The 17088-nt window shown below is 60.9% G+C and carries 13 protein-coding genes and 1 pseudogene; 7 read left to right on the plus strand and 7 right to left on the minus strand.

Features of this window, described 5'->3' with window-relative positions:
* The 5 genes from ACPFL9_RS17490 to ACPFL9_RS17510 all read right to left on the minus strand — a co-directional run bounded on the left by ACPFL9_RS17490 (position 1) and on the right by ACPFL9_RS17510 (position 5534).
* A complete protein-coding gene (locus ACPFL9_RS17490; protein ID WP_426004169.1) occupies positions 1-1104 on the minus strand; it encodes a Gfo/Idh/MocA family protein in 1104 nt (367 codons plus the stop codon).
* A 45-nt stretch (positions 1105-1149) separates the two neighbouring features.
* Complete coding sequence (locus ACPFL9_RS17495; protein WP_426004171.1) at positions 1150-2049, minus strand: carbohydrate ABC transporter permease; 900 nt, start codon at positions 2047-2049, stop codon at positions 1150-1152.
* Positions 2046-3029 carry a carbohydrate ABC transporter permease gene (locus tag ACPFL9_RS17500; protein WP_426004173.1) on the minus strand — a complete coding sequence of 328 codons (984 nt, stop codon included), beginning with the start codon at positions 3027-3029 and terminating at the stop codon, positions 2046-2048. The genes ACPFL9_RS17495 and ACPFL9_RS17500 overlap by 4 nt, the downstream gene beginning before the upstream one ends.
* A gap of 2 nt (positions 3030-3031) precedes the next feature.
* Positions 3032-4339 carry an ABC transporter substrate-binding protein gene (locus ACPFL9_RS17505; RefSeq protein WP_426004174.1) on the minus strand — a complete coding sequence of 436 codons (1308 nt, stop codon included), beginning with the start codon at positions 4337-4339 and terminating at the stop codon, positions 3032-3034.
* Between the two features lie 199 nt (positions 4340-4538).
* The gene (locus tag ACPFL9_RS17510) at positions 4539-5534 is read right to left on the minus strand and encodes a LacI family DNA-binding transcriptional regulator (RefSeq protein WP_426004176.1); all 996 of its coding nucleotides are present in this window, start codon (positions 5532-5534) and stop codon (positions 4539-4541) included.
* 521 nt (positions 5535-6055) lie between these two features.
* Here ACPFL9_RS17510 and ACPFL9_RS17515 point away from each other — a divergent pair.
* Both ACPFL9_RS17515 and ACPFL9_RS17520 read left to right on the plus strand, forming a co-directional pair.
* Positions 6056-7351 carry an AAA family ATPase gene (locus ACPFL9_RS17515; RefSeq protein WP_426007605.1) on the plus strand — a complete coding sequence of 432 codons (1296 nt, stop codon included), beginning with the start codon at positions 6056-6058 and terminating at the stop codon, positions 7349-7351.
* Positions 7352-7435: 84 nt separating this feature from the next.
* Positions 7436-8023, plus strand: a complete 588-nt coding sequence (locus ACPFL9_RS17520; RefSeq protein WP_426004177.1) for an RloB family protein — start codon at positions 7436-7438, stop codon at positions 8021-8023.
* A gap of 54 nt (positions 8024-8077) precedes the next feature.
* Here the strand turns inward: ACPFL9_RS17520 and ACPFL9_RS17525 are convergent.
* Positions 8078-8650 (minus strand): annotated as a pseudogene (locus ACPFL9_RS17525) (DDE-type integrase/transposase/recombinase); the annotation flags it as partial.
* 441 nt (positions 8651-9091) lie between these two features.
* On the opposite strand from ACPFL9_RS17525, the gene ACPFL9_RS17530 reads away from it, so the two are divergent.
* Together ACPFL9_RS17530 and ACPFL9_RS17535 are read left to right on the plus strand one after the other, a co-directional pair.
* On the plus strand, positions 9092-10306 hold the full coding sequence (locus ACPFL9_RS17530; protein WP_426004179.1) for a hypothetical protein: 1215 nt from the start codon (positions 9092-9094) through the stop codon (positions 10304-10306).
* Complete coding sequence (locus tag ACPFL9_RS17535) at positions 10306-11673, plus strand: DUF4041 domain-containing protein (protein WP_426004180.1); 1368 nt, start codon at positions 10306-10308, stop codon at positions 11671-11673. The genes ACPFL9_RS17530 and ACPFL9_RS17535 overlap by 1 nt, the downstream gene beginning before the upstream one ends.
* Positions 11674-11846: 173 nt before the next feature.
* Here the strand turns inward: ACPFL9_RS17535 and ACPFL9_RS17540 are convergent, their stop codons facing one another.
* Entirely contained in the window at positions 11847-13016 is a 1170-nt protein-coding gene (locus ACPFL9_RS17540; protein WP_426004181.1) for a hypothetical protein, read from the minus strand.
* Positions 13017-13357: 341 nt separating this feature from the next.
* Here ACPFL9_RS17540 and ACPFL9_RS17545 point away from each other — a divergent pair, with 341 nt between their 5' ends.
* The 3 genes from ACPFL9_RS17545 (at position 13358) to gcl (ending at position 17074) form a co-directional block, all read left to right on the plus strand.
* Positions 13358-14161: a hydroxypyruvate isomerase family protein gene (locus ACPFL9_RS17545; protein ID WP_274260099.1), complete on the plus strand. Its 804-nt coding sequence runs from the start codon at positions 13358-13360 to the stop codon at positions 14159-14161.
* A gap of 60 nt (positions 14162-14221) precedes the next feature.
* Positions 14222-15181, plus strand: a complete 960-nt coding sequence (locus ACPFL9_RS17550) for a 2-hydroxy-3-oxopropionate reductase (protein ID WP_426004183.1) — start codon at positions 14222-14224, stop codon at positions 15179-15181.
* A gap of 117 nt (positions 15182-15298) precedes the next feature.
* The gene (gene gcl / locus ACPFL9_RS17555; RefSeq protein ID WP_426004185.1) at positions 15299-17074 is read left to right on the plus strand and encodes a glyoxylate carboligase; all 1776 of its coding nucleotides are present in this window, start codon (positions 15299-15301) and stop codon (positions 17072-17074) included.
* The last annotated feature ends 14 nt before the right edge of the window (positions 17075-17088 follow it).

Raw genomic sequence — 17088 nt, forward strand, 5'->3', positions numbered from 1 at the left:
TCAGAGCCTTACTTCGCGTTGTTCCTGGGCGGACTTGTAGCAGGCATCGAGCACCAGCGCACGGCTGAGGGCAAGCGATCCGTCATGGCTTCCCCACACGGTCTCGCCACCGCGCACGGCAGCAACAAAATCGTCGACGACGGCCTGGTGCGCCTTTCCGGGTTCGGCCACTACCTCGAAGTCGGCATTCTCGCCATCCTTCTCGGTGAAGATGTGCACATCCGCGACGGGGTTCTCTGAGGCGCCCACCGAGCGCAAGTCCGCTCCGCCGTCGGTCCCGTAGACGGTGAAGTCCAGGAGGTCCCGCTCGTCGCGGTAGGTGGCCCAGCCCGCTTCGAGGATCAAGGTTCCGCCGCCTTCCAGCCGGATGAACGCGGAGGCGAAGTCCTCCACTTCAAACTTATGGCTGGAGTTCGACGCCGTATACCTCGCGTTGCCGCCGAGGCCGCGCGGGCCAAGTTCGGAGTGGGTCGACGCCGAAACGGCCAGGACCTTCGGCTCGCCCAGCAGGTGCAGCGAGTAGTCCAGGACGTGCACGCCGATGTCAGCCAACGGGCCACCGCCGGCGAGCGCAGGATTGGTGAACCAGCTGCCGAGCATCGGAATGCCCTGGCGGCGAAGCCAGGAAGCCTTTGCGTAGTACGGACGGCCGAGGGTCCCTTCGTCGATCACGTTCTTGAGCGCCTGAATGTCACCGCGACGGCGGTGGTTGAACGCGACGTCGAGGACGCGGCCCGCCTTCCGGGCGGCGTCAACCATCGCTTGACCTTCGACGGCGTTGCGCGCCAGGGGCTTTTCGCTCAGCACGTGCAAACCCCGCTCAAGCGAAGCAATCGCGATCGGCGCGTGGAGGAACGTCGGCACGGCGACGCTGACGGCGTCGAGGTCCTGGAGTTCGATCATGTCTTCCCAGCGCGCGAAGGCGTGCGGAATGCTGTACTCCTCTTTCAGCTGGGCCAGGAGCTCTGGTTCCATACCCGCGACGGCGACAATCTCGACGCCGTCGATGTTGCTGTAGGCCTTGAGGTGCTGCTGGCCGGCCCAACCGATGCCCACAACTCCCACCTTGAGGGTTGTGGTGGGGGCCTGCTGCTGAATGCTCACGTTGTTCCTGTTCTTTCTGGGTTTCTTGACGGTTTTGAAAAACTGTTAGCCCTTGACCGCGCCCGCGGTCATGCCGGACACGATGCGCTTCTGGCAAAGGAGCACCAGGATGGCGAGCGGGACCGTGATGATCACCGATGCCGCGCTGATGGTGCCGAGGGGCTGGTCGAACTCGCTGGTTCCGCTGAAGAACGCGATCGCGACCGGTACCGGACGGGCTTCGGGCGAGGTGGTCAGCGTGACGGCCAGGAGGAACTCGTTCCAGACCGAAATGAACACCAGGATCGCCGTAGTCGCCAGGCCGGGGACTGCCAACGGAAGGATGACCTTGCGGAACGCGGTGAACGGCGTGGCGCCATCCATGTACGCCGATTCCTCAAGCTCCCGCGGGATCTCCTTGAAGAACGAGGTCAGCGTGTAGATCGCCAGGGGCAGGGCGAACGTCAGCTTCGGGATGATAAGGCCCAGCAAGGTGTCGTACAGCCCGATTTCGCGCCAGATGGAGAACATCGGGGCCGCGATCGCGATGGCCGGGAACGTCGTCACCGAGAGTATCAGCGTCAGGATCATCGCCTTGCGGCGCATCTTGAGCCGCGCCAGCGCATACGCGGCGAACGATGCAAACACCAGCGCCACTGTTGTAGTCACGACGGCGATAATCACCGAGTTGCGCAAGGCCAGGAGGAACTCGGGGTTCTGGAAGACCACGAGGTAGTTCTCCAGGGTTGGCTGGCTCGGGAAGAGTTCGCCCTTGGACAGGCTCGCTCCCTTCTTAAGGGAGGTGTTCACCAGCCAGTAGAACGGAATGAGCGAGAAGCCCATGACCGCGACGACGAACACCCACACCAAGGGGTGCAGTTTCGCCTCCCCACGTAAGCGGCGCTTGGGTGACTTGCGCCCGGTGGCGGGTGCCGGCGTCGAGCGTTCTGCAGTCAGCGTGCTCATTGCTCCTCCTTCGCGACGTCGCGGATGTTGCCGCCGCCGAAGCGGATGTAGATGACCGAGACCACCATGACGGTGATGAAGGTGAGGATGGAGAGTGCCGAGCCTTCGCCGACGAGCCGGTTTTCGCGGAGTTCGCCGTAGGCCAGCATGGACATTGATTCGGTGCCGTTGGCGCCGCGGGTGAGGACGAACGGCAGGTCGAACACGCGCAGGGCATCCATGGTGCGGAAGATCGCGGCGAGCACGATCGCGGGGCGCAGCAGCGGCAGGGTGATGTGGACGAAGGTCTGCCACTTGCTGGCGCCGTCGAGCTCCGCGGCCTCGTAGGTTTCCGAGGAGATGACCTGCAGGCCGGCCAGGATGATGAGTGCCGCGAACGGCGTCGTTTTCCACACGTCGGCCAGGACGATCACCGCCATGGCGTAGCCGTGCTCACCCAGCCAGACGACGTCGCCGCCCGGCAGCCCGAGTGCGGAGAGGACGTTGGTGACCAGACCGAGGTTGGGCTGGAACATCGTTTGCCAGGTGATGGCGCTGACCACGGTGACGATCGCGTACGGCAGCAGGACCACCGTGCGCAGGACGGCGCGGCCCTTGAACGCGAGGTTGAGCAGCAACGCCATTGCCGTGCCGAGGATCAGCTCCAGAGTGACCGAGAAGGCGGCGAAGATGAAGGTCTGGCCGAACGCTGCCCACCACTCGTGGCTGGCCAGGGCGTTGATGTAATTCTCCAGCCCGACAAACCGCGAGAGCCCGGCCGTGCGGACGCTGTACTGGTTCAGCGAGAGCCAGATCGCGTAGCCGATCGGGACCGCAGCAACGAGGGCCATGAGGATCAGCGACGGCGCGGTCATGCGGAAGGCTAGACGGCGTTCGGCGCGGTCGCGGCCTGACACGCGGACGGGGGCGCCGCCGTCGTTCGATCCGCCGGCCCCGCGCTTTGGCGCCCCGCGACCGGGTTGGAGGGTCTTGATGGCCATGACTAGAAGCTCGACTTGGCCGCAGCGACTTCGTCGGCCATCTTCTTCACGGCGTCCTCAGTGGAGGCAGTGCCGGAGAGAACGGCGTAGACGTTCTTGTAGATCGCCTGCGAAATCTGCGGGTAGACCGGGGAAATCGGGCGCGGCTTGGCGCCCTTGACGGAGGCGAGGAGTTCCGTGGCGAACGGCATCTTCTGCAATACCGCGGCGTCCGAGTAGGCAGCCTCATTCACGGGTGCCTGCGAGTAATCCATGGCCACGTGCTTCTGCCAGTCCGGCGTCGTGGCGAAGTCGATGAAGGCAACCGCCCCGGCCTGGTTGGTGGAGTTGGCCGAGATCGCCAGGTTCCAGCCGCCGAGCACGCCCGAGGCCTTGCCGCCTTCCCACGCCGGCAGCGGTGCGACGGCGAAGCTGGACGCGAGCGGGGTCGCGTTCAGCAGGCGGTACACGTGCGGCCAGTTGCGCTGGTATCCGAAGTTGCCGGACTCGTAGGCGAGGCGGGCCGGGTCTTCGTTGTAGGTGAGGACGGCGCGGTCGGCTGAGCCGTTCTTGAGGCCGTCGGTCATGAAGTTGAGGACGTCGCGGGTTTCCTGGGAGTCGATCTTGACGTTGCCCTGGTCATCCAGGACTTCGCCGCCCGCGCTGTAGAGCATTTCGAGGAAGTTCACGGTGAGGCCCTCGTACTGCTTGCCTTGGTAGACGAAGCCGTTGCCCGGGGCTTTGGCGGCTTCCGCGTAGAGCTGCTGCCAGGTCTCCGGCTTGGCTACCTTGTCCTTCTGGTAGTAGATCAGGCCGGCGTTGGTGAAGAACGGCGAGGCCCAGTACTTGTCCTGGTACTTGGTGGTTTCCACAGTGGAGGGAATGAGCCGGTCCTTGTTGGCCTCCACCAGCTTGGTCTGGTCCAGCAGCCAGCCCTGCGATGCGAACTCGGAGGTCCAGATGACGTCCGAGATGAAGATGTCGCACTCGGTGGACTTGCCTTCCAAGCGCTGCACGATCTGCGTGCGGGCCTCGTCCGTGGTGGCGCCGATCTCGGTGTACTTGGCCATGACCTTGCCGTTCGCCTTGGTGAACGCTTCCGCCGTGCCCTTGTAAATACCGCTCGCGTCCTTGACGCCGCAGACGTTCACGGCGCCGCTGGCATTAGCGCCCGACGCCGGATCGGCGGCTGCCGCTTGTTCCGCGCCTTGGGGCGCCGCTCCCCCGCCGCACGCGCTGAGGAGGAGGGCGGCGGCTATGGCTGTTGCAGCGAGGGTTGTGCGTTTGGTGGCTTTGTTGCGGAGCGGGAGAGCAGGTTGGTTCAAGTCCACAAGTGGCTCCTTTGGTGACTGTGGGGATGTTCAGTGCGGCGCTTTGGCTGTTGCGCAGTCCTGAGTTTGGCTTCGTTGCCGGGTGCTGTGGTCGTTCCGTGGAATCGATTCCAAATGTTGCTTTGAAAAAAGGCCTCGCGGCCCGTGGAATCGATTCCAAAGTAGTTTTGCAGTGGTTGCTCGTAGCTGTCAACCCTTTCTATTTGGTGGAGTCCCGGATGACGAGCTGGTGCGGGAAGAAGGTCCGCCCCTTGCGGTGCGCGCCCTCCACAGTCATCCGCTCCAGGAGCTCGGTGAAGGCCGCTCGGCCCATCTCGTACGCCGGCTGCCTTACCGTGGTCAGCTCCGGCACGCACATTTCCGCTTGGGCGGAGTCATCGAAGCCCGCCACGGCGACATCCTGTGGGACTCTTAGGCCTGCGTCGGTCAGCTCGCGGACACACCCGGCCGCCACGACGTCTGTCCCACAGAAGACGGCGTCGGGGAGGTCTTCGGCTTCCAGAAGTTTCTTGGCGAGGTTGCGTCCGGCGTGGAAGCCGAAGTTGCCTTCGCCTAGGAGCACCCGGTCCGGTTCCAGATTTGCCTCTTTGAGCGCTTGGCGGAAGCCTTCTTCCCTGAGCCGACCCGAGCGGGCACCCCTGTGGGCGAGCATGGCCAGCTTCCTGGCGCCCGTGTCGATGAGGTGTTTGGTGATGTCGTAGCCCGCCTGGCGGTCATCAATTGATACACCGAAGGCTGCCTCGGCATCGACGATTTCACAGACCTGGATGACGCTGAGTTGCTCCGCGACGGCGTTGACGTCCGCGTCCGGCATGGTCGGCGAGAAGATCACCAGGCCGTCCACTGATCCGTTGCGGAGCATGTCCACGAGTTGCTGTTCGCGGTCACGGTCTCCGTCGGTGGCTGCGATGAGGCTAACGTAGCCGTTGTCCGCGGCGGCATCTCCTACACCTCGGAAGACCTCGCTGATCACGAGGGAGTCGAGGTTCTTGGCGAGGGCTAGGACGCGCATGGTCCGGTCTCTTCTTAGGTCCCGCGCCGAGGCCAGAGGGCGGTAGCTGAGCTCCTTGATGGCGGCGTTGACCTTTTCCTTGGCCGACGCACTGACCGCCGAGCTCCCGTTCAAGACGCGCGACACCGTCCCCACGGACACACCCGCAGTCCTGGCGACGTCCTGAACTGTCGGCCGAGCCATTCGATTGTCCTTCCGCGAGCAGTGACCATGGACCTCGCCGCCACGTCACCGCCGTGACAGCTGGCCCCCTCAGCATAGTCAGGTCAGTAGACGTCCGGCCTATGTCTGCTTCCTCTGGCCGAAAAGAGTCGGAAACCTCGAATCCCACAACAGTCCCTTCGCTCCTGCGTCCAAGGGGAAGGGCTAAAATCTGTCATCGCCGGACTTTAGCTTCAAGGTGTCATTGCACTCTGGGTTTCGGCGACACGCGACGAGTAGAAATGGCTACCGAGCCCATCATGCGCGGAAGTAGTTGCGGCCCCAGGGCAGGTGATTGTGGGACGTGAAACACTTGTTAATCGAACGCAGAACCTAGCGAGGCAACCCCGACGGCATGCTTAGAAGTCATTTTTTGCTTGTTTTTTGCAAAAATGGGCCTGAAACGGATAGTCTTCGATAGTGAGAACTGAGGAATCACCATGCTAATGCAATTCCGAGTGTCTAACTTTCGCTCAATACGCGATGAGATCAACCTCTCGTTCATGAGAACCGGCCGTAAGCGATCTACGAGTACCGAGGCGCCCGAGAGCGAGTGGAATGACCGCATCTCGCCGGTCACTGCCGTATATGGCCCCAACGCTTCGGGGAAGTCCAGTCTCTTGGACGCCCTTAGTGAGATGGTAAGGATGGTTGACAGGTCTGCGGCCACTTCCAAGCCCACAGAAAAGGTTGCATTCAGTCCGTTCCTTCTAGATGCGGACAGCCGAACGGAACCCACTCGCTATGAACTTGAATTTTTGATGCAAGGCGTCCGGCACCAGTACGGCTTCGAACACGACGCTAATCAGTACTTGAAGGAGTGGCTGTACGCCTACCCCAAGGCACGGAGGCAAACCCTCTTTGAACGTAACAGCGATGAGAGCGATCCTTGGTACTTTGGCAAGGGTCTAGGTGGCCCGAACCGACTCATTGCCGAGTCTACTCGCGACAACTCCTTATTCATTTCTGCCGCTGCAGGTCTAAAGCACCCACGACTCTCAAAAATCTATTCTTACTTTGGGACTAACCTTCGATTTGTAAAACCCACAAATCAAGATCAGCGTACTCGATATACCATGAATTTGATCGAGAAAGATCGCACACTCGCAGCGAAAGCAACCGCCTTACTCCGACATGCTGATCTCGGCATTTCCGATATTCAAGTGCGGCATCATGATCTGGGCGAAGAAGACGCAGCCCTCATGCGACGCCTAATGACTGCGATATCCAGAGAAATCTCACCTGACCAACCCGCAGAAAAACAAGACGACGTGGCTACAGAAAAGCTTTTTTCGCAAATGCGGAATGAGTTTGAGCTTGAGCATATAGGTATTGACGGTGAAAAATTCTCGCTGCCGTTCGAGTATGAGTCTCTCGGCACAAAGTCCCTAGTCAGCTTCACGGGTCCCGTAATCAAAGCCCTAGAGGAAGGCAACACACTCGTAGTAGACGAAGTAGACACTAGTTTGCACCCTCGTGTGGTTGCCGAGATCGTACGCCTATTTCAGTCACCCAAGTCGAACCCAGCGCAAGCACAGCTCATTTTCTCTACTCACGACACCACTTTGCTGGCCTCTTCCGGCGATGAATCTCCTGTCCTCGACCGGGACCAGGTGTGGTTTGTAGAAAAGGGTCGAAATGGTGCTAGTCGAGTCTATGCCCTTAGTGAATACAGCCCGAGGCGACTCGAGAATCTGGAACGAGGCTACTTGCAGGGCCGCTATGGAGCTGTCCCCTACGTCAATCACAGAAAAATCGCTGGAGCTATTAGCGGCGATGTCGAAGTGGGAACGGTGTAACGGTTGGGTCGAAAGAACCTCTCTCCTCCTCGATCGCTAGCGAGAAAGGGGCAGGGACTGGAGCAGAGGAAAAGTTTCCTGATTGTGAGCGAGGGAAAGGTCACCGAACCCGAGTACTTCACTGACGTGAAGGATCGACTACGCGATGACCTCATCCAAGTGCGAACGGTTGGCGGCGTCGGCGACCCGCTGCAGGTTGTCGAACATGCAGTAAGGCTAAAACGAGATGCGCTAAAAGTGGCCAAGCAACAGCGGGACGACAACTTGTCTTTTGATCACGTTTGGTGCGTCTTTGATGTCGACGATTTCACCCGCATACCGACTGCTCTTAGTCTCGCTAAGCGAGAGAAGATTAACGTAGCGGTAAGCAATCCTTGTTTTGAAGTTTGGCCGTTGTTGCATTTCACTTATACCACCGCCTATCTATCGTCGGAGGAGGCAGCAGAGCGCCTTAGGGTTTATATGCCTGACTATGATAAGAGCCTTGACTGCAGCCTCCTTCGCGGAAACTTCCAGAAGGCCAGGGCGGCTGCTAAAAAGCTAGATACGGAGCACGAGAAGAACGGCTCACCTTCCCGACACAATCCGAGCACGCAGGTGTGGTCTTTGATCGACGCAATAATTGCGTCTGCAATATCTTCAGGCGTAAACGACGGCGACATTAAACTCTAGGTATCGAAGCTAGTCGAGGGCTACGTCTAACAGTTGCTCATCAGGCCGACCGCCTACGAACCGGCGTGACCCGAACTGGGAACCACGGCCCGAGTGCACCACGGTCCCTGCAGGTTTGCGTGCCCGGACCCCGTTCTCCAGTGCCGCCACCGTCAGGGAGGAGTTAATCCGTGAGTCCATCGAGTAGAAGACGATCCTGCCGGAATAGACATCCTCCACCGCGCAGAGGTAGAGCTTGCCCTCGCGGTGGGATGTGATGTTTGTCAGCCACAGCTCGTTGGGAGCGGCGGCGGCGAAGTCCCGTTCGACCAGATCGTCATGACCCGGTGGCCCGGGTCTGCGGTTCAGGCCGCGTTTCCTCGAGAAAGCCGACCAGATTCCGCGGTCCCTGCGAAGGCGCTGGACCCTGTTCTCGCCCGCAGTGAGGCCCTTCTCAGGAAGTTCGTCGTCCACAAAACGGTTCCCAAATGCCGGGTCGTCGTCATGAATGTCCAAGGCGGCATTGACCCGGTGCGCATCGATCGAGTCCCGTTCAGTTACCGGGCTGGCTCTCCAGCGCTAGTTACCTTGCTTGCTGAATTTCAACGCCCTGCGGGTCGCCGCTACTGGAACACTGTCGGCGGGTATCGCGGGCGGTGAGGCTATCGCTTACCAGGGCTGCAGAGCCGTCTAGGAGCACTCAACGAGGTCCGGAGAACACCGGCTCCGGATCTGCCTTGGTTCGTAGCCTCAAGATGGTGGAACATCTTGTCGTCCTGCCCGGCACCGAACAGATACCCACGAACTGCGCGCAGCCTGAGCCTGGCACCCAGCGAGCCAGGGGAGACAGCGATCGCGAGGACAGGAAGCGCTACAGACCACAGGACTGGCCGACGACTTCCACTTGTATGACATCCATGCTCATAACCCAACCCTAGAGGCTGCTTCTTATTCACATAAACCACCATTTCTGTCTCTCATTGGTCGTTTCTCGAAGTTCGGGCAAAAGACGTCGTTCGCCCTTGATATGGTGAACGAAAATTCAGTGAAAGGTTAGTAATGGGGCGTCGTCGGGGATTCTTTGCGGAAATGCAACATCAGGCACGGCTGGCTGAACAGCGTCAGCGGGCCGCGGTCCGTGAGCAGGCGGCAGCGGCCCGGCGGGCAGAGCAGGCCCTCAGGGCGGAACAACGGGCAACTGCCGCGTTCCAACGGGCTTCGGAGGCTGAACGGAAGCGTTTGGAGAAGGAAGCTGCCGATGCCCACATCGCTGCCAAACAGGCTGAAGTCGAGCAACTGAATGCCGAGCTTTTTGCGGTGTACGACCAAGTCGATTCTCTTCTGGAGGCAACTCTCGACGTTGACGACTACGTCGATCTTGAATCACTGCGGCAGACAGCCAAGCATCCTCCTTTTGATCGCTCACTCGAGCTTCCGACGCCTCCCCCCGTTGTCCTCTTGGATCCCGAAGAGCCCGTGTTTCGGCCTCCTGCTCCCCCGACCGGATTGTTTGGTCGGAAGAAGAAGCTGGCTGAAGCGCAGGCCCAGGCTGAAGCGGAGTACGCAGCTGCCCGCGGCGCTTGGGAGGCAGAGATGAAGCAGCTGCCCGAGCGCCGTCGCCAACTCGCGGAACGTCACGTGGCAGCCGAGACGAAAAGGCAGGAGCAACTTGCGCAAGCGCGCAAGGTCTACGAAGCCGAGTGCGCCGCTCGCGAATCGGAAGTCGCCGAACACAATGCCTCCCTTGACCAGTTGATCTCGGGCTTGGGTTATGGCGTCGTCGATGCCGTGCAGGAGTACGTTGGAATCGTGCTCGCCAACTCTGTGTACCCCGAGGCTTTCGAGGTGGAGCACGAATCCGAGTTCGATCCTGCAACTGCTGAACTTGCCTTGCGAACGCTCGTGCCGGGCCCGGACAGTGTCCCAACGATCAAGTCCTACAAGTACGTCAGAGCAGCGGATGAAATCACGCCGGTTGCGTTGTCTCAGAAGGACTCAAAGGACCGGTATGCCGGCGCTGTGCACCAAGTCGCGCTGCGTACGCTACACGAGGTTTTTGAAGCCGACCGGCGTGGATTGATCCAGAGCATCTCACTGGAAGTGGGAACGAATACCATCAACCCGGCGACGGGCCGTGACACCTACATCCCGTTCGTTGCTGTAGCTGTCCCGCGTGCCAGCTTCGCCGACATTGACCTCTCAGCCGTCGTCCCGTCCGCCACGCTTGAGCATCTTGGGGCTTCAGTCTCGAAGAATCCGCTCGGTCTGGTTCCTGCCAATGTCTCTGGAGTACGTACTTCCTGATGTCGGCTGAGCAAACAATGATTTTCAATCCCCCGCCCGGGTGGCCGAAGCCCCCTCCTTCGTGGCGCCCTCCGGCTGGATGGACGCCCGATCCAGCATGGCCGGCCCCACCCGAGGGCTGGCAATTATGGCTACCCGCCGAAACTGGCGGGGATGACCTAACTCAAACGCCGCCAGCGGCGATCGACAGGCAAGACCAACCGGACGTTCCCACCTCCAGCAGTCAGTCTTCCGAATCAGCCAGGATCGCTTTCCTCGAGGCGGAGAACAGCCTTTTGAAGCAACGTCTTAAACAGACCCCGACTGCCGCAACGTCGTATGTTGAACTCAACGACGGACTGGTACTTCAAGAGGTCGGGATCTACCGCTACCATCACCCACTCGAGAACGCAGCCTCCTACCGTGATCGGCTAAGTGAGATCGAAACACGCATCGCGGACCTGGTTCGGGCCGGTGGCGCCATCATCAAGTCCAACATGTTCACCTTTGACAACTCCTTGGCCAAGGGCAGACGGATGACCGAGGACCTGGCAAAACTCATGCTTAGGGCATACAACGCCGAAGCAGACAACAGCATCAGGTCACTCAAACTCGGCAACGTCATAACCGCCAAACGGCGTCTGGAAGCGTCACGAGTGGCCATCGCCAAGCTCGGCGCGCTCATGGAAATGCACATCAGCGATGAATTTCATGACCTCCGGCTCGAAGAGATTGAGCTGACGGCAGACTGGCTGATGAAGAAGCAGGAAGAAAAAGAAGCGCAACGTGAAGAGCGCGCCCGCCTACGCGAAGAACAACGCGTCGAAAGGGAACTCGCCGCGGAACGCTCCCGGCTGGACAAAGAACGCTCACACCTCGTCAATGCCCTGGCTGCCCTCGGCGCCTCAGGCCAGCACGACGAAGAACTAGAACAGCGTCTAAGAGAAGTCGATGAGGCAATCGCCCAGAACGACTTCCGTGCGGCAAATATCAGAGCCGGGTACATCTACGTGATCTCAAACCGAGGAGCCTTCGGCGAAGGGGTCGTGAAGATCGGCCTCACACGCAGGCTTGAGCCAGAACAACGCGTAGCCGAACTCAGTGGCGCATCCGTCCCCTTCCGCTTCGACATCCACACCCTGTACTTCTCTGAAGATGCAGTCACCCTTGAGAACGAACTCCACAAACACTTCGCCGCCCGTGCCCTGAACCAGTCCAACCTCCGAAAAGAGTTCTTCTTCGCTACACCAGCCGAGGTACGCGATGTCCTGGAGCATAAGATCGGCAACCTGCTCGAATTCACAGAGCATGCTGACGCAACCGAATACTTCCAGTCTGTCGGTTACTGGCCCCAACGAGGCAATAACCAACTCACCGAACAGAACTGAGTGCTACCCCTATGGCCAGCGCAGCACTTTCAAAAGGCCGATAACAACGCATATGTCGTGTAGGAGCCGTGGCACCTCAGCACATGGGTCAGCGCACGGGCCTTGATCAGGGCTGGCGGGTGGAGTTTCCCGGTCAGGTGCGTCGTAGGCCCACGCCCACGGCAAGGCAACGCTCACCAGTCCCGTGCTTCCTCCACTCCCGACAAAAGTGCCTGCCGCTCGGCCGCGAGAGGACGCCCCAGCTCCAATTCGAACTCATCTATGACAGAGGCAAGCGCGGCGAACAGTTCCTCACGCTCCTCTGTCTCTATGAATGGGGACCGCCCGTCAAGCCGGTTGAAGGCACCAGCGTAATCACGCCCAAGGTCCTCCAGCCGTCCCAAGGTGGTCTCGTCTGGCTCGGCAGAGAGTGCTTCGAACACCTCGCTTCGTGTCTTCTTGAATTGCGCCACAGCTTTCTTGAACCGACCAGAGCTAATGTGCTCGCGTCCGTCCCAGTCACGAAGCGGGTTCTCTAGATTCTCTTGAACCCATTCAGGCTTGCGTGCCTTGGTGATACTGACACTTGTGCCGTTAGCCGCCTCAGACCGCCACCGACTCCGCATCGCAGAGGCGTACTCCTGAGGGACGCTGTCTAGGTAGAGGTACTCGAGGTTGGGAATTTCGATAGGAAGCAAGCAGTCGGACTTTGTCATGCCGAACAGGTTGGAAATAAAGAGGTCCCGGAGCCGGCCGAGTTTGTTGAGCATTCCAGCGTTCGTGACCTGTCCGAGGTTGCCGCCGAGGGCCAGCCTCGTCAAGTTGGGAAAGGTGGACACTATCCGAAGACAGTCCACTTCCGACAAAGCGGTTGACTTCAGGCTGCGCACGTCACTTTGAACGGGTGCTCCGTCTGCGAGGGCATTAGCCAGGTCCGCGTGAGTCATTTCAAGTTCCCCTGGTTCGTTCCAATCACGCTCGCCCCTGTCCCAAGCGCGTTGCCGGGCCAGCTGATAACCAACTGTCCAAATGCTGGTATAGCTATTCGACGGTTGCTCGTGAATCAGCGGCAAGCTGCCGAGGACGTGAAAACTCCGGGGAAGCACCCAGTCGCAATTGACGTAGGACAACCGGCCATTCCAGGAGTTGTGCGTCAGTACGAGCGGCTCAATAACGCCCAAGTCGTCCGTTGACGATGGCACTGGACCTGACCAATTCAGGTCCAGGACACCAACCTTTTTCCAATTAGCATCGATACTCGTGATTTGGGCCGCCACCCATTCGCCAAGAAGATCGTTCGGTCCAACGACGATGTCTCCGACGCTCAGGGGACGCGGCGGGCCGCCTGTTGTTGTATCTGACACAAGGCCAATCCTACGGACAACCTTGGCGCGGAGTAGGTGTGCGAAGACCGCACCGGCCCACTCTTCCCCCGAACCATCAACCCGTAATTGTGCAAAGGCTCTTTGCACAATTCGTACGAAGAACAGCCCAACAGTGCAGCTACCCGCACTGGGCACCACACGTCTCCTGGTATCCAAACCCCCACCTCCCCACCCACCCCCTTGACTCGCACCCTCCACTTCCCTAAACTTTTCATAAAGCAGAATCTAAATTCCACCAAGCGGAAACTTAAGCCAAGCACCAAGGCCAAGACGAAGCACAGAGGAAGATAGATCAAAGCCCCTCCTCGGAAGGACCTACGATGACGTACACAGTGAACTGCTCCATCCTCCTGACGGAGCTGCCCTTGCTCGAGCGCCCCGCCGCCGCGAAGGCAGCCGGTTTTGACGCCGTCGAGTTCTGGTGGCCCTTCGCCACTTCGGTTCCCACCGACAAAGAGACCACAGAGTTCGAGACAGCCATCAAGGACGCCGGCGTTCAGCTCACGGGCCTTAACTTCAACGCCGGCAACATGCCAGGTGGCGACCGCGGCCTCGTCTCCTGGAAGGGACGTTGCTCCGAATTCAAGGACAACATCGACGTCGTCGCGGGCATCGGTGAGCGCCTGGGCTGCAAGGCCTTCAACGCCCTCTACGGCAACCGCCAGGACGAGTTCACCCCCGAAGAGCAGGACGAGCTCGCCGCCAAGAACCTCGCCGCAGCAGCTGCCGGCGTCGCACGTATCGGTGGAACTGTCCTCCTCGAACCGGTGAGCGGCGCACCCAAGTACCCGCTCCTCACCGCCGAAGACGCACTCAAGGTCATCGCCCGCGTCAAGGCAGAATCCGGTGCACAGAACATCAAGCTCCTCGCCGACTTCTACCACCTGGCAGTCAACGGCGACGACGTCGAATCCGTCATCGAGAACCACGCCAAGGACTTCGGCCACATCCAGATCGCCGACAACCCCGGCCGTGGCGCCCCCGGCACCGGCACCCTCCCCCTCGGCGAGTGGATCGCCCGCAGCCGCGAACTCGGCTACGAGGGCTACATCGGTTTGGAATACAAGGAACCGCAGGAGACGGCATTCAGCTGGGCCATCCGCCAGCGCGCCAACGCCAACTAAGCCCCGCGAGCCCAACTAAGTAGCAGCAGAGCGCGTTTAGAACGCTCAAAACGCGCACAAATGCGACCTAGTTGGGTAAGCACACCTGAGTTAATACACACGAACTCAAAGCACACGCAGACTTTCAGAAAGAGAACCACAATGAGCAACGTTGCAGTCATCGGCCTCGGAATCATGGGCCTCCCCATGGCCATCAACCTCGTCAAGGCCGGCCACACGGTCACCGGCTTCAACCGCAGCCAGGACAAGATCGACAAGCTCGTCTCCGAAGGCGGCCAGGGCGCCAGCAGCATCGCGGACGCAGTCAAGGACGCCGACGTCGTCATCACCATGGTGCCGGACTCCCCCGATGTTGAGGGTGTAGTCAGCGGCAAGGACGGCGTCTTCGCCAACGCCAAGAAGGGCACCTTGTGGATCGACGCCTCCAGCATCCGTCCGGACGTCGCCAAGCGCCTCTCCGACGAGGCACGTGAAGCCGGCATCCGCCCCCTCGACGCACCGGTATCCGGCGGCGAACAGGGCGCCATCGACGCCGTCCTGTCCATCATGGTCGGCGGCGACGCAGCAGACTTCGAGGCAGCACAGGATGTCCTCAACGCAGTGGGCAAGACCATCGTCCACGTCGGCCCGTCCGGCTCCGGCCAGACCGTCAAGGCAGCCAACCAGCTCATTGTCGCCGTCAACATCCAGGTCCTCGGCGAAGCCATCGCCTTCCTTGAGGCCTACGGCGTAGACACCGACGCAGCTCTCAAGGTCCTCGGCGGCGGCCTGGCCGGCTCCAAGGTCCTGGACCAGAAGGGCCAGAAGATGCTCGACCGCAACTTCGACCCCGGCTTCCGCCTCGCCCTCCACCACAAGGACCTGGGCATCGTCACCTCCGCAGCCCGCGAAGCCAACGTCGCCGTCCCGCTCGGCGCCGTCGTCGCGCAGCTCGTCGCCGCAACCGTCAACCAGGGCGACGGCGGCCTGGACCACTCGGGCCTCTTCAAGCAGGTCCTGCAGCTCAGCGGCCGCAACTAAGGCACTAAGCACCAAAAACAAGGGAACCCGCCGTCGTAAATAACGACGGCGGCTCCCTCACCACACCCTTTTTCCGCCCCGAACGCGGGGCGAACCCAAGATTTCAAGGAGCACACCATGGCTAAGATGCGCACCGTTGACGCGGCGATCGCCATCCTGGAAAAGGAAGGCGCCACCGAGGCGTTCGGCCTGCCAGGCGCAGCAATCAACCCCTTCTACTCCGCAATGAAGGCACACGGCGGTATCCGCCACACCCTGGCCCGCCACGTTGAAGGCGCCAGCCACATGGCCGACGGCTACAGCCGTGCAGCTGATGGCAACATCGGCATCTGCATCGGCACCTCGGGCCCTGCCGGCACGGACATGATCACCGGCCTCTACGCGAGCTGGGCCGACTCGATCCCCATGCTCTGCATCACCGGCCAGGCCCCGGTGTCCAAGCTGCACAAGGAAGACTTCCAGGCCGTGGACATCGAGTCCATCGCAAAGCCGGTCACCAAGTTCGCCATGACCATCCTGGAGCCGGGCCAGGTTCCCGGTGCTTTCCAGAAGGCCTTCCAGGTAATGCGCTCCGGCCGTCCGGGCCCTGTCCTGCTGGACCTGCCTATCGACGTTCAGATGGCCGAGATCGAGTTCGACATCGACGCCTACGAGCCCCTGCCGGTGGAGAAGCCCAAGGCTTCCCGCAAGCAGCTGGAAAAGGCTCTGGACATGCTGACCGCGGCCAAGCACCCGCTGATCGTTGCCGGTGGCGGCATCATCAACGCCGGCGCTTCGGCCCAGTTGGTTGAGCTGGCCGAGCTGCTGAACGTTCCGGTCATCCCCACCCTGATGGGCTGGGGCGCTATCCCTGACGACCACGACTTGATGGCTGGCATGGTTGGCCTGCAGACCTCGCACCGCTACGGCAACGAGACCTTCCTGCAGAGCGACTTCGTGATCGGCATCGGCAACCGCTGGGCCAACCGCCACACCGGCGGCCTGGACACCTACACGGCCGGCCGCAAGTTCGTTCACATCGACATCGAGCCCACCCAGATCGGCCGCGTGTTCTCCCCGGACCTGGGCATCGCTTCCGACGCCGGCGCGGCCCTGGACGGTCTGCTGGAACTGGCCCGTGAGCGCAAGGCTGCAAGCACCCTGCCGGACTACTCCGCCTGGGTTGCCGAGTGCCTGGAGCGTAAGGGTTCCCTGCACCGCAAGACGCACTTCGACAACGTGCCGATCAAGCCGCAGCGCGTGTACGAAGAGATGAACAAGGCCTTTGGCAAGGACACCACCTACGTGTCCACCATCGGTCTCTCGCAGATCGCCGGCGCCCAGATGCTGCACGTGTTCGGCGCACGCAAGTGGATCAACGCCGGCCAGGCAGGCCCGCTGGGCTGGACCGCTCCCGCCGCTTTGGGCGTGGTTCGCGGCAAGCCGGGCGAGAACGTCATTGCACTCTCCGGTGACTACGACTTCCAGTTCATGATCGAAGAGCTGGCCGTGGGCGCACAGTTCAACCTGCCGTACATCCACGTTGTGGTGAACAACTCCTACCTGGGCCTGATCCGCCAGTCCCAGCGCGGCTTCAACATGGACTACCACGTGTCCCTGGGCTTCGATAACATCAACTCCCCCGAGACCATGGGCTACGGCGTGGACCACATCAAGGTGGTTGAGGGCCTCGGCTGCAAGGCCATCCGCGTGGAGAACCCGGAAGACATGCCTGCCGCCTTCGACAAGGCCAAGGCACTGCGCGACGAGTTCAAGGTTCCGGTGGTTGTGGAAGTGATCCTGGAGAAGGTCACCAACATCTCCATGGGCCTGGAAATCAACGCAGTGAACGAGTTCGAAGAGCTGGCCGAGTCGGCAGAGGACGCCCCCACCGCGATCCTCGCCAAAGCGTAAGTAACAGTAAGGAG

Source organism: Paenarthrobacter sp. NyZ202 (genome assembly GCF_049860755.1).
Taxonomy (GTDB): domain Bacteria; phylum Actinomycetota; class Actinomycetes; order Actinomycetales; family Micrococcaceae; genus Arthrobacter.